At 66.3% G+C, this 13,924-nt stretch carries 7 protein-coding genes and 1 pseudogene; 5 read left to right on the top strand and 3 right to left on the bottom strand.

The annotated features are described in order from the left end of the window. Positions 1-252: 252 nt before the first annotated feature. From A3862_RS25200 to A3862_RS25180, 5 genes are all read left to right on the top strand, one after another. A complete protein-coding gene (locus A3862_RS25200; protein WP_051976374.1) occupies positions 253-897 on the top strand; it encodes a NeuD/PglB/VioB family sugar acetyltransferase in 645 nt (214 codons plus the stop codon). Between the two features lie 124 nt (positions 898-1,021). Continuing rightward, positions 1,022-2,131 (top strand): aminotransferase class I/II-fold pyridoxal phosphate-dependent enzyme, encoded by a 1,110-nt coding sequence (locus tag A3862_RS25195; RefSeq protein ID WP_043756255.1) that lies wholly within the window; start codon positions 1,022-1,024, stop codon positions 2,129-2,131. 42 nt (positions 2,132-2,173) lie between these two features. Beyond that, entirely contained in the window at positions 2,174-3,943 is a 1,770-nt protein-coding gene (locus A3862_RS25190; protein ID WP_052083566.1) for a glycosyltransferase family 61 protein, read from the top strand. Positions 3,944-4,015: 72 nt separating this feature from the next. Beyond that, entirely contained in the window at positions 4,016-6,349 is a 2,334-nt protein-coding gene (locus tag A3862_RS25185) for a glycosyltransferase (protein ID WP_043756257.1), read from the top strand. A gap of 283 nt (positions 6,350-6,632) precedes the next feature. Then, positions 6,633-8,723, top strand: a complete 2,091-nt coding sequence (locus tag A3862_RS25180) for a glycosyltransferase family 4 protein (RefSeq protein WP_164706400.1) — start codon at positions 6,633-6,635, stop codon at positions 8,721-8,723. 59 nt (positions 8,724-8,782) lie between these two features. On the opposite strand, the gene A3862_RS25175 is transcribed toward A3862_RS25180, so the two are convergent. The 3 genes and pseudogenes from A3862_RS25175 to A3862_RS25165 all read right to left on the bottom strand — a co-directional run bounded on the left by A3862_RS25175 (position 8,783) and on the right by A3862_RS25165 (position 13,868). Continuing rightward, positions 8,783-9,784, bottom strand: a complete 1,002-nt coding sequence (locus A3862_RS25175) for a hypothetical protein (protein WP_124263018.1) — start codon at positions 9,782-9,784, stop codon at positions 8,783-8,785. Between the two features lie 1,189 nt (positions 9,785-10,973). Beyond that, positions 10,974-12,065: pseudogene (locus tag A3862_RS25170) on the bottom strand (IS630 family transposase). Positions 12,066-12,401: 336 nt separating this feature from the next. Then, positions 12,402-13,868, bottom strand: a complete 1,467-nt coding sequence (locus tag A3862_RS25165; protein ID WP_043756261.1) for a hypothetical protein — start codon at positions 13,866-13,868, stop codon at positions 12,402-12,404. Between the last annotated feature and the right edge of the window lie 56 nt (positions 13,869-13,924).

Below are 13,924 nucleotides of genomic sequence, written 5' to 3'. Positions count from 1 at the left end.
TGATCGACCCTGCCCGTCCGCGCGCCGGTCGACCGGCGCGCCCTCGCGGGCGGTGTACTGGAACCAGCGTGCCGTGACGAGATATCCGAATGCCCCTCGCCTGGGAGGGCCGGCGGACGCGGCGCTGGAGGGCGCACGCGGTCTCGTGTAGGGCAGGGCACCGGGCAGGCAGGGATCCCCGCGCATGGACGACGACCGGAACGACACGCTGCATTCGGGCCGCGGACGGATCCGATCCCGGATCCGGGCACGATGACCGTCCGCCTCGTCCTGTACGGCGCCGGCGCGCTCGCCCGCGAGATTGTCGACGCCCTGCAGCGCCTCAACGCGCACGGGACCGCGATCGAGCTGCAAGCCAGCATCGTCGATCCCGGGATCGACGCGCCGGAGACGTTTCGGGGCCGGCCCGTGATTCGGGATGTGCGCAGCCTGGCGGGCGACGCGAGCCTGCGCTTCGTCGTCGCCCTCGGCGAGCCCGGGCCCCGGGCCCGGGCGGTCGCGCATCTTCGGGCGGAGATCGGCGCCCAGTTCACCTCGATCATCGATCCGGGGGTGCTGATCGGAGCGAGCAGCCGGATCGGCGCGGGTGCCGTGATCCTCGGCCATTCCTCCATCACGACGGATGCGCGCCTCGGGGAGCACGTCCTCGTCAACCCGGGCTGTACCGTCGCCCACGACGACGTGCTCGAGGATTTCGCCACGCTGAGCCCTGGGGTCCACCTGGCCGGGCATGTCCGCGTCGAGGAGGGCGCGTTCCTGGGCACCGGGGCCTGCGTGATCCCGCGGATGCGGATCGGCGCGCACGCCGTGGTCGGCGCCGGCGCCGTCGTGATCCGGAACGTGGCGCCGGGCCAGACGGTGTTCGGCAATCCGGCGCGGTCCCTGCGGCGCGCCTAGGCGGGGAGGGGCCGGCATCCGGATCGCCGCCTTCCGCGGTCCTGTCCGGCCATGTATAGCGGGCGCGTCACCTTAGCATGCCCGTGAGGATGGTGGCAGCAGACAGTCAGGACGTGTCTCGACGATGATCCCCGTGCTCATTCCAAGCCTGCCGGAGACGGATGCCATCGTCCCGTATCTGCGCCGGATCGATCAGTCGCACATCTACAGCAATTACGGTCCGCTCTCCCGGGCGTTCACCGAGACGCTCTGCCGCTTCGTCTCGGAGCGCGCCGACGGCGCGCCGGTGGCGGCGACGATCACCGGCAGCGGGACGACGGCCATCGAGCTCGCCCTGCGCTACCGGATCGCCGGTCGGAAGGGCCGGCTCTGCCTGATGCCCGCCTACACCTTCGTCGCCACCGCGCATGCGGCGGTCAATGTCGGCCTGGAGCCGTTCTTCGCGGATGTCGATCCCGAGACGCTGGCGCTGACGCCGGCCATTGCCGCCCGGGCCCTGGCGGCGGCCGGGGGCGATGTCGCCGCCGTGGTGGTGGTCAGCCCCTACGGCGCGCCGATCGACGTCGCCGCCTGGGAAGCGTTCGAGACGGCGCACGGCATCCCGGTGGTGTTCGACGCCGCCGCCGCCACGCTCAACCTGCACCGCGTGGGCGCGCAGCCGATCTGCGTGAGCCTGCACGCCACCAAGGCGCTCGGGATCGGGGAGGGCGGGGCGATCCTCACCACCGACACCGATCTGGTCGCCCAGACCACCGCCATGACGGGCTTCGGCTTCTCGGCGAGCAGCCGCGTGTCGGAGGTGCGGGGCGGCAATTACCGGATTTCGGAATACGCCGCCGCGGTCGGACTGGCGGTGTTCGACGGGCTCGAGGCGCGCATCCAGCAATTGCGGGACGCATCCCTCGCCTATGTCGCGGGCTTCGAGCGGATCGGCGTGCGCATGCAGCCGGGCTTCGGCAGGGACTGGCTGACCATGACGATCACCGCCCTGTTCGAGCCCGGCACCGCCGATGCGGTGACGGCAGGCTTCGACGCGGACGGGATCCAGTGGCGGCGCTGGTACGGGACCGGCTGTCAGGCGCACCCCGCCTTCGCGACCTGCCGGCACGACGGGCTGGCGGGGACCGCCGCGGCGGCCGCGAGCGCCATCGGGGTGCCGTTCTTCCCGGCGATCACGCCGGCGCAGATCGATGCGGTCTGCGGCAGCGTGGAGCGGTCTCTGGCGGCCCGCTGAGCGGCGACGGTGGGCCCGGGCCGAGAGGAACGGTCGAGGACGATGCAAGGCGATTTTCGGCGTATCCTGAGTCAGGCCGATCCCTCGAACGGCGCCGCTGCGCTCGACGCGATCGAGGACGGCCTGTCCGCACTCACGAACAGCCGACCGGCGGTCGCTGCGCAGCACCTCGCCACGCTGGCTTTCCGGTTCATGGGCGAGAACCGGCTCGACCTCGCGGCGCGTGCCTACGACCTCGCGGCCCGGGTGACGCCTGCACCCGCAGCGGCCTATCGGCTCGCCGCCATCCGAACCCGCATCCTCGATCTCTGCCGCCGCAAGGCGTTCGATCCGGTGGAAGGGTTGCTCCAGGAGTTGCGCGCGGCGAAGGCGGCCGCCGGGGATCACGGGCAGAACGACCCGTCGCTCATCCACATCGCCTGGGACTACGAACTCGCCGGGGACGCCGAAGGCGCGGTGCGCAGCTACCTGCTCGCGCGGATCGCGCGGGACCAGCTGGGCGGTCAGGCGCTGACGATCGACGGCGACACCCTTGAGCGCAAGATCCGGAACCTGCGCATCCTGCAGATGAACGCCCTGGCCGAGGCGGGCCGGCACGAGGAGGCGCAGACGCTCCACGAACGGACGCGGCACGTCCTGGGGCTCGGGCCGCTGCGGATCTACGACATTGTGTCCGCCCGCCAAGCGGCCGCGGACGGGCAAGGCGAATACCGGGAGCTGCTCGGGGCCCGCCGGATTGCCGAGCCGGAGATCGCCTTTCTCGAAGGGCCGGTGGCGCTGACCTCAGCGTGCGGATCCCTCGACGCGCCGCCGCAATACATCGCGCGGTTCAAGGATTGCCTGACCTTCCCGCGCAGCAATCTCGTGCTTCAAGGCAACCGCCTGATCTACGATCTCGCCGCCCACCCGCTCAGCGGCATCGCCGACATCAAGGACGGGGTAAACCCCGACCAGATCATGACGGCCGTCTACGGCGCGAAGCGGGCCCTGGTCGAGGAGCCGGCCGAGACGCGCACGCTCGATGCCGGGCTGATGATGTTCGGGCTCCAGAGCAAGAATTATGGCCACTGGCTGCTCGAGTTCGTGCCGCGCATGCTCTGGTTCAACGATCCCGCCTGCCCCGCGGACTTCCCGATCTGCATCGACGACCACATGCCGGAGACGCATCGGCAGATCGTCGAGTTGCTCGACGAGCGCGATCGGCCGATTCTGCCGCTGTCGGCACAGGCGACGCGGTTCCGCGAGCTCGGCGTCGCCCCGGTGCCGACCTTCTTCCCGTTCGATTCACGGCCCGGCATGCCGGTCTACGACGCGATCTGGCCGAAGGATGTCCTGGCGGGCATGCGGCGCGCGGTGCTGGACCGGCTCGCCTCCCGCGGTGTCGACCTGCGGCCGTCAGGGCGCAAGATCGTTCTCTCTCGCCGCGGCTTCGCGCAGCGCCAGCTCCTCAACGAGGCGGAGATCATCGAAGTGCTGACCCGGCAGGGTTTCGAGGTGGTCTATCCCGAGACACTGTCCTTCGTCGATCAGGTCAAAATCTATCACACGGCCGACACAATCGTCGGATCAGCAAGTTCTGCGCTGACTAACTGCATTTTCTGCAATCATCAGGCGCAAGTTATCGCTCTTATTCATGAAAATCTGTCGTTCAATTTTCGCGGATACACCAGTATGATCGAGTCGAGTCAGGCAAGACTGGTTTTTATTCGCGGTACTACGGTGGCGGGCGAAGCGGTACACCATTTCCATGCGAATTACCGAGTCCCGGCTGCCCAGGTCCTGAAAGCCATCGACCGCATCCACATACTTTAGGCAGACCGCCCGCGACGGATCGCGCCCCCTTCCGCTCAGACCGATTGCCCCGTCCTGCCAAGAGTCGAACCCATGCCTAACACCCATCCTCCTGACGCGCCCGGATACGTCGATACGGCCTGGTACCTGTCGCGGTACCCGGACGTCGCGGCGGCGGGCCAAGACCCGGCCGATCACTACAAGTCCTACGGCCGAGCCGAAGGCCGGTACCCGAATGCGGCGGCAGAGGACGCCGCGAGCCTACGCGCCCAGGTCGATCCGGTCTGGTACCGCGAGCGCTATCCCGACGTTGCCGCAAGCGACATGGATCCCGCCGACCACTACCTTTCCTACGGCCGGGCGGAGGGCCGTTTCCCCGACGCGGCCACCGAGAAGATCGCAGTCGTGCGCCCCCAGGTCGATCCGGTCTGGTACCGAGAGCGCTACCCCGATGTCGGCGCTGGGGACATGGACCCAGTAGATCATTATCTCCGCTTCGGCCAAGCGGAGGGCCGCTTTCCTGACGCGGTTGCCGAGGAGCGCGCCGTGCTGCGGACGCAAGTCGATCCTGTCTGGTACCGGGAGCGCTATGCGGGTGAGATCGACGCGGCCCAGGACCCGATCGACCACTACATCCTGAAGGGGCGCTTCGAGGGCCGGTTCCCCAACGAGGCCGCCGAGGTTCAACGGCTCCTGGCGCACCGGATCGACGTGGCCTGGTACCTGCGGCGCTATCCAGACATCGCCCAAGCCGGCCGCGACCCCGTCGAGCACTACCTGGCTTTCGGGGTGCAGGAAGGCCGGGCGCCGAATGCCCTCGCGGAGGAATATCGGAACGAACCGCAGACCATCTTCGAGGCTCTGCTCCGGAAGATCTTCTTCGCCACCACCGGGCGCGACGCCACCGGGCCTGAAAAGAAGGCCTGGCATCGCAAGTTGAAATTGGGGCTCGATTACAGCTCGATTCAGGCCGCCCTGGAAGGCAGCCGCGACCTCGCGGGACAGGCGGCGCCGGCGCTGTCATCAGCGACCCCGGACGGCACGGTCGCGCTGTCCGAAGCCGACTTTCGCGATTATCTCCTGATGTTCCATGACCGGTTTCTGGGTCGGGCGCCTCGGGACGACGAGTACCTGAAATACATGGCGCTCAAGGCGCAGGGCAGCCGCCTCAGCGACATTATTGAGACGATCGAGTTCGGGGAGGAGGCCCAGAAGCTGCGGCACCGGCCGGATCTGGCTCTCCTGCCGGAGGGTCAGTTCGTGCAGCTCTTGTTCGAGATCGCCTTCGGCCGCGGCGCCACCCCCCGGGAGGTCGAGCATTACGCGAACGCGCTTGTGCAGAAGACAGTCGGGCGGAAGGACCTGATCGAGAGCTTTTTCAACTACGCGGCGGTCGAGAAGCTAAACCCGACTCGCGCGCAGTTCGGGCTCGCGCAAGCCCATGTCGCGCATCTGTACGGCGAGAGAGAGAACCTGACGATCGACCGGTGGCGCGAGCGGCGGGATCGGCTACGGGGTGACCCGAAGGCCGATTTCGACACGACACGTCGCCATCCCCGGTTGCCGTACTCCCGTTCGGCTAAACCGGAAGTCAGCATCATCACAAGCATGTACAAAGGGGCCAAATATATCAAGAATTTCATGGAAAATATCACGTCACAGACGATCTTCGAAGATTCCGAATTGATCATCGTCGATGCTGCCTCACCAGAGGACGAGATCAGCATCATACGGCCCTATCAGGCCAAGCACGCCAACATCCATTATCATCGGATCGACTACAGGATCGGGATCTACGATGCGTGGAACTACGCCGTAGAGAAGAGCACCGGCCGATTCCTCACTAACGCGAACCTGGATGATTGCCGTGCCGCCGAGTCGTTGGAGATCCAGGCCGCAGCGCTCCAGACTCTGCCCTTCGTCGATGTGGTCTATCAGGACGTGTTCTACGCGATGGAACGCGATCTCAGCTTCGACGATATCCGCCGCTGCGGCTTCGCGACGAATCTGCCGGTCGTGAGCCGCTATAACCTGCTGGAGTTCAACAGCCCGCACAACGCCCCCATGTGGCGGCGGAGCCTCCACGACGAACTCGGCCTGTTCGACACGAACTACAAATCAGCCGGCGATTACGAGTTCTGGATGCGGTGCCAAGTTGCAGGAAAGACTTTCTTCAAATCGAACGTTCCACATGTCGCGTATTACGTCAATCCTGAAGGTTTATCGACACGGCCGGACACCCGCGGCATCGCGGAGGCGAACGACATCACGAAGCGATATTGTAGGCAGCTCGTCTCGGAACATCTAACCAGCACCGAATCCGACTTCTTCCACGCTCTGCCCGGCTTTGACGCCGAGCAGGACGGCGGGAAATCGCGGTACGAGGTGGTGCAGTCATGCCTCAGACGTCTCGCATCAGCCCCTTAGGGTGCAACCTGCGGCGCCGGACTCGAGTGGGGGGCGGCCCGCCCACCCCCGGCGCACTCCGATACCGGTGGCGACGCGCGAGGTGAAAAGGCCGGTCGACGCGGCCAGCGTCTGAGATTCGGGCCGCAGCGATGAGGCGCCGGATCCGGCGGGCCTCTGCGCACGACGCACATGCCCGGCCTCCGGCCGGAGCGGGCCCCGTCGACGCTCCCTCGAAGCCTCCCGGCTCCCAGTCACAGGAACCCGCATGCCGCACGCCTTTGACGAGGATCTCTATCTCGCGTTGAACCCCGACGTCCGGCGCGCCATCGCGGATGGCACATTCAAGTCTGCCGACGAGCACTGGAAAGCGCTGGGCAGGCGCGAGGAGACCGAAGGCCTGCGGCCGACCATCGGCAAGCATCTGCGGGATCTGGCGGCCGCCGGGACGTCCGTCTGGTCGCCCGCGTCGGCGTTCAATCCCATCACATACCTGAACGCGCACCCGGACCTTCAGGCGGCGTTCGGCCATGATCTGAACGCAGCGCATGACCACTGGCTGCAGCACGGGCGCCGGGAGGGCCGGACGATCGGCGAAGGGCCGGCGTATCGGCGGCGCACCTGCATCGCCAGATTGTTGGGCCGGCCGCTGGGCGTGAACTTCTATGCGCCCCTGTCCTCGCAGAGCGGACTTGGCGCCGCGGCACGGGGATACCGCGCCGCATTTCGGGCCGCGAACCTGCCGCTGCGCCTCGTCAATTACGAGTATTTCGACGGACATTTTCACATCGATCCGCAGGACGCGGAGCCGGCGGCGCCCTATCGGATCAACGTCATCCAAGTCAACGCGATCGGCATCAAGCAATTCATGTCCGAGTTCGGGCAGACCTTATTTGACGATGCCTACAACATCGCGATCTGGGCCTGGGAACTCAGCACCTTCCGGCCGGACTGGCAGGACAGGTTCGAGAATCTCGATGAGATCTGGGCGCTGAGCGACTTCAATCGGGACGCGATCGCAACCGTGTCCCCCCTCCCGGTGACGACCATCAGGCCCGCCCTAACCCCGCGCCTGGACCCGGCCGACGCTCCGAAGGTCTGGAACAGACCGGACGGGTTCGTCTTCGTCTGCGTCTTCGACGTCGGCAGCCAGCTCGAGCGGAAAAACCCGCAGGCCGTCATAGCGGCCTTCCGAGCCAGCTTTGCGCACCGCGAGGATGTCCATCTTCTCCTCAAATTCCACTCCGCGCATTACAACCGCGCCGAGGTCGATGACCTGCTGCGCGCGATCGCCCCCGACCGGAATATCCACGTCGTCTCCGATCTCCTAACGCCGGCGGCCCTCCAGAACCTGCTGGACAGCACGGACTGCCTCGTCTCCGCGCACCGCGCGGAAGGATTCGGCCTCAACATCGCCGAGTATATGCGGGACGGCAAACCGGTCATCGCCACGTCGTACTCGGGGAACACGGATTTCACCCTTGAGGACTGCAGCTTCCTGGTGAGATACGAGCTGGTCAGGACAGGCCAGGCTCCCTTCCCCTACGAGACTGGGAGCGTGTGGGCGGATCCGAGCGTGCCTCACCTGAGCGAGCTCATGAATTACGTGGCCGACAATCCGTCGGCGGCGCAAGCCGTCGGTTCGCGTGCGGCGCGGCACGTGCAGGAGATCCTCTCGCCGGAGCGAATCGGCCGCGCCATTGCCGACCGCGTCGCGCAGCTGCGTTTCGAGGCGGACCTCCCCGCCTTCGTCAGGCACCTGTCCGGCAACAGCGCGGCCCCGGCTCCCGCGCGTGCCGCTACGCCGGATGCCGAACAGGATCCGACGGACGCCCAGCATCGGGTCAGTATCTTCGTCGATCTGACTTCTTGCCGATCGGCCGAACTCGCACGGTTCGTCGAGGATGTCCTGTCGATCGGATCCCTCGCTTGTGAGATTTGCCTGATCGTGTCGTCCCGGCTCGATCCCGACGTGATCGACACGGCGATGTCCTACAGGGGCTCTGACGCACGGATCAAGGTCCGGCCTCTCGGGGATGCCGTCGACAAGGTCGCGTCTCTGCAATCCTTCGCCGAGATCGCCTCGGGCGCGTGGTCGCTTCTGGTTTCGAATCCGGCCTTCTCGCAGGACCACGATCTCGAACGCATCTGCACGTCGATCCGCGCCCGGCCCGGGGCCGACATCGTTATCGCCCCCAGGATTTCCTGGTCGCAGACGGCCCTGCTGCTCCTTGATCGCTCTCGCGTGCGGTCACTCGGCCGCGTGGTGCGGGATCCCGGCGTGCCCGTCGGATGCTGTCTCGTCCGGTCCGACGTGCTGTTGAAGCTGGCCTTCGGGCAAACGTACCGGACGGTCCGGCCGCTCCTCTTGGCCGGCGCGTTCGCGGAGATCTGAGGGCAGCCAGACCTCCCGCGCCGGCCCGGGCGCCCGGGGCCTGCCCGCTCGGGTGCTGGCTACTGGCCGCCGCTGAGCACCCTGATGACGTGGTCCTTCTTTTCGCGATCGTCATTGATCACGTCGATTTCCCTGACCAGACGATTGATCAGTTCATCCTTGGCCGACCGGTCCTCATTGATCGCCACGATCTCGCGGGACAATCGCTCGATCACCTCGTCCTTCGCACGGCGGTCGGCATCGACTGCCTCCCGATCCGCGCACAGGCGCTCGATCAGCCGGTCACGCGAAGCCGTGAGTTCCGCATCGAGATGTGCCTTCAGGCCGGCATCGTCGATCCCATGCGCCGCGCACGCATCCCTGAGGAACTCCACCATCTTGATCTCGGAGAGGATCCAATAGGACCAGAAAACGCAGTATTTGCTGCCCGCCGCGGCCGAGAGTCCGACATGCGGGTCCAACTCGGCGTAGGTCGGAGGCCGCTGGTTCACTTCGTAACTGAGGGACGGCGCGGCATCGTCGACGAAGCGCCATTCATAGGCATCGTTCGTATAGCGGTGCGCGAACGCGCCGTAGATCATGAACTCGCTCGGCGGCATGCCCGGATGGAAAATTTTCTCCCTTGGGATCGCCTCCCGGATGCGCTGCAGGACAGGGCGCGCGAAGACGTATTGCGCTCGGTCCATGAACTGATGCGGCGGATCGAAGCCGAGCACGTCCGCCGTCGGCTTCCGCCACCGCAGGCTCGGTTCGTTGTCCCAGGGACGCATGAGCCAGATCGGCCGACCCTGCGCGAAAAAATCGCTCTCGCTGACGAAATCCAGCAGCAGGTAATCCGAGTCAATGACCCAGACGTAGTCCTTGTCACTGTAGAGATCGATGTTCAGCTTGATCGCCATTTGACGCCGGAAGTCGTCGCCGGGAATCCCCAGGGATTGCTTCGCGATGAGCCGATGTCGGGGCGGCAGGTCCATCCGGCGGATCGCGTCGCCATCGTCCTCATCGTGGAAGATCAACAGAGACCCCTCGGTCCGGCAGAACCGGGAGTAACTCTTGAGCATGAGGCTCAGGAGTCCCAGATCGCGACGGCAGGTTACGACTGCCGTATCCATACTGATAGCTGGACCCATGATCCTTCATCCTCAACGCGCTGGAGGCCGCGGCGCACCGGCGATGCGTTCGGCCGTTCGGGATGTCGTGCGTGGCGCGGCTGCATCTCGGCTTCGACGATCACCCCACGTGCTCGGCAACCCTAGGGTCGTCAAGCGCCCGCGCGATTCTCGCTGGATCGCGGGCAGGCAGTTCGCGTGCAAGTCGCCCTGGCTTGCCTTGCCTGCGGCCGGAAACGGCCCAGATCGCGCGGGTCCCAGCCCGGCGGCGGGAACCGGCCGGCGCAGCGCCTCTCTCCGCCACCGCTCCGCGCGGGCCATCCCCGAGCTGCGACGCGCGATCCGTCCCCATCAACCCGGTTGCGACGGCTGAGGCGCGGGCGGCCTCGACGGTCAGCAAAGCACCGGCGTCCCGGCGGATTGCGCCCCGCGATCCTCACGCTCGACCGCTCGGCCTGCATCGCCAGCGAGAGGTATTTTGACTATCGTGGGCCGGAGATGGGCCCATCGACCGCCATCATCCGTACGTGATCGAAGCCTGGAAGCCGGAACGGGCCATGCGTGTCGTCATCTATGCGAACTGCCAGGGTATCGGTGTCAAGAAAATCGTCCGGCGCTGACACGCGACATTTTCGAAAATCAGATCAAAAATTTCAATAATTATAAAATCACTTGCGGCGAAGACAGCTATGACGGCTTCATTCGCGCGACAACTCTGGCCGACATCTACATCTATGAGCCCTGGGAGCAAGCCAGGGGCTGTTTTCGACCGTGGCTGGCGAGGACAAGGTGATGTCCTACGCGCGCAAGATCTCGCTTCCCTGACATCTACAATGATGGCCTCTGGCCGCTGTATCACGAGGGCACCGTGCAGAACGCGGAGCCGATCGACGCGCTCTTCGCAGGCGGCGCGAGCGCTTACGAGATCATCGAAGCCTACGACGTGGCAGATCCTCTTCAACTTCAAGGATCGGGTCGCGCAGAGCCTCGATATTCCTGCGGGGCGCGAGGCCCAGACGGGACGTCAAGGTGGTCTATTTTCTGCAGACGCATATCAGGCATAGGGAGCTGATGCTGACGCAGAACCATCCGATCACGAGACGTTCACCCACGCCCTCGATCACATGCTGACGATCATGCTCTAGTGGTTTGATTTAGAAGTCCGCGTGCAGAAGCGAGCGATACTGGCCAAGATCGCGTCGGCTGACTTGGTCCAGACGAATGGCTTGGGATGAGCGTTTGTCTCAGTGATGTAGTCTCGGATCGCGGCCTCCAGATCCTCTGTGCTGGTGAACGCACCGCGCTCCAGCCGACGCCGGCTCAGAACGGAGAACCAGCACTCCACGAGGTTGAGCCACGACGCGCTCGCCGGTGTGAAGTGGAGGTGGAACCGCGGGTGTTGGACCAACCAGTCATGCACCAGGGTCGTCTTGTGCGTCATTAGGTTGTCGAGCACGAGATGCACCTCCAGATCGCGTGCGACGCTGCTCTCGACCTGCTCCAGAAAGGCGCGGAACTCGACGCTGCGATGACGCGGCTTGCAGCTCCCGATCACCGTTCCGGCTTTCACGTCGAGGGCGGCAAACAGGTCGAGCGTGCCATGCCGGCGATAGTCGTGCGTCACGCACTCGGCCCGGCCCGGCCGGAGGGGAAAGGCTGCAGCCGTACCCTGCACCGCTTGGATCTACGGCTTCTTGTCGACGCACAGCACCAGCGCGCGATCGGGTGGAGCGAGGTAGAGGCCGACGACGTCGCGCACCTTTTCGACGAACGCGGGATCCGCGGAGAGCTTGAAAGTGTCGGCCTGGTGCGGCCGCAGACCGAAGGCGCGCCAGATGCGTGACACCGCACTCTGGCTCATGCCCGTACGGCGCGCCATCGTGCAGGTGCTCCAGTGCGTGGCGTTGGCCGGTGCCTCTTCCAGAGTGAGGGCGACAAGGCGCTCGACGGCCTCATCGTCGATGCTGCGGGGCGCTCCGGAGCGTGGTGCATCGACCAGCCCCTCCAGCCGATGCGCGGCGAAGCGGGCCCGCCACAGCGCCACCGTCTGGCGGGTGACCCCCAGCGCCTTAGCCACCCCCAGGTTGGTCGCGCCCGGTTCGGCACAGGCCAAGATGATACGCAGGCGCGAAACCAGCGCCTGCCCGGTCCCGTGTCGGCGCAGCAGGCGCTGGATCTCACCCTGCTCCTGCTCGCTGAGATCGAGAGAGACGACCTTTGGACCACGCGACATGGCGCACCTCCATCAGGAAGCACCTAACGATCCGCAAACCCGACTAAACTGTCAAACCTCTTCTAACTCAGGCCACTAGGGCCGCTTTGCGCGCCCGGATCTGGATCTCGCACCCCTCGGCAATAACCATGCTGCGCTGCCGTGCCGGTACCCGCTCGATTAGCTATGCGTTGAGGAGGGCGGACTCACGTACACGAGCGGACCAAAGGAGGGCGCGAAGATCTATTAGCATAACCTAATTCATCTCCGCTCCCGGGAACTGGGCCTATCCTGAGGCCGCTCCGCAGCGGTACGCCTTCGGGACGTGTCCGCCCTACCGGCGCGGCGCGGAGGCGCTCAGAGGCCGACCTGCGCGCCGCGCTGCACCTTCATCCGGCCGTGGCGCGCCAGGATGTTCGTTTCGAGATCGGATGCGCCGTCGCCCCGCCAGCGCGCCGTCAGGGTCAGGACGCAGTTTCCAGCCGGATCTGTGCCTTCGGCCGTGGCGATCGTCGGCCATCCTGGCGGCACGCCGGCCGTCGCGTCGGCCGAGATCTGATTTCCGCTGACGAACACAGTCCGCATCGCGCCGCGCGCGCCGCACGCGACGTCGAAGGTGCTGATCACGCCGCCAGCGCCCAGGGTTCCGGCGGAACCGGTGACCGAGACCTCGATGCGCGTCATGGAACGCGGGGCGATCGTCACTTTCCAGAGTTCCGCGACGTTGGTGGCAGCGCCGCCGTCAGCCGTCCGGCCGTGCTCGACGATGTGGGCGCCCGCACTCCATCCCGACCCGCCGAGATCGTCGACCGCGCTATGTCCGAGCGGTGGCACGCCCGACCAGGGCGCGGATCCCCCGAACGAGCCACGCGCCATGACGCGGGAGGGGGGCGTCGGGCCGCCGTCCCACGCCAAGACCTCGGTCGATCCCGCGTCGACCTGTGTCCCGTCGACGACGATGTTGCGGTTGAACGTCGTGTTCGGGCCGATCGAGATGACCCGGCCGCCGCCCAGCTGACCCGCCGTGACCACGATGTCGCCGACGACGAAACCCGGCCCCTCGTAGCGGAGGAAGGCGCGCTTCGGGGCGCCGCGGAAATTCGTGTAGGTGTTCCCCGTCGAGGATCCGCGCGGGTAGAGAAGGAAGCTGTCCGGCCGGATGCCCTGGCTGCCAGGCCCACCGTAGAGATCGGAGAAGTCGTTCCAGCCAGAGTAGCTTTCCCACCCGTCCCCCGACTTGGCGCCCGGATCCGTATCGATCTTCACGATGTGGTCGATCGCGTAGCCGCCCAGGTCCCGGAAATGGCCGTAACTCCAGCCCGGGGATGCGCCTTCGATGTCGATGAGGGCCGCGCGATCGTGGGACGCAGCCGCGGATGGCCACTGCGCCTGCGTGTTGATATGGGCGATTGTGCGTCCGGTCTGCGGGACATTCGCCTGAACGGTCGCGCGGATAACCGGTCCGTTGTAGTTCGCGAGCACGAACAGCGTCTTGTCGCCCTCGCCGGAGAGGCCCGGGCAGTTCTGGCCGGAAGCCGTCGGCCACGCGGCGGTCCCGGAGAAGAGATAGGTCCCGGCCGGCGCGAGGACCGGCCGCCCCGTGACGCCGCAGGCGTCGAGCGCGGCCTGGAGCGCAGCGGTCGAGTCCCGCCCCGAAACCGCCCCAAAATCGGTCAGGAGCAAGGGCCTGACCGCGCGTGAGGCCCCGTCCGGGTCCTTGTTCCGCGCAGGCCCTTGCTGCTCCGGCGATGCTTGGGATTGCCCGGGCGGCAGGCTGAGCCCGGCCACGAGGGCGAGGACGATGAACGGGTGCAGCAGACGCATGGGGCTGCCTTTGCGATCCAGATCAGAAGCCTCGCCTTGGTCGGCGAATCGGGCCG

Source organism: Methylobacterium sp. XJLW (genome assembly GCF_003254375.1).
GTDB lineage: Bacteria > Pseudomonadota > Alphaproteobacteria > Rhizobiales > Beijerinckiaceae > Methylobacterium > Methylobacterium fujisawaense.
Note: the sequence above shows the minus strand (reverse complement) of the source record. Positions and strands in the feature narration are given on the sequence as shown.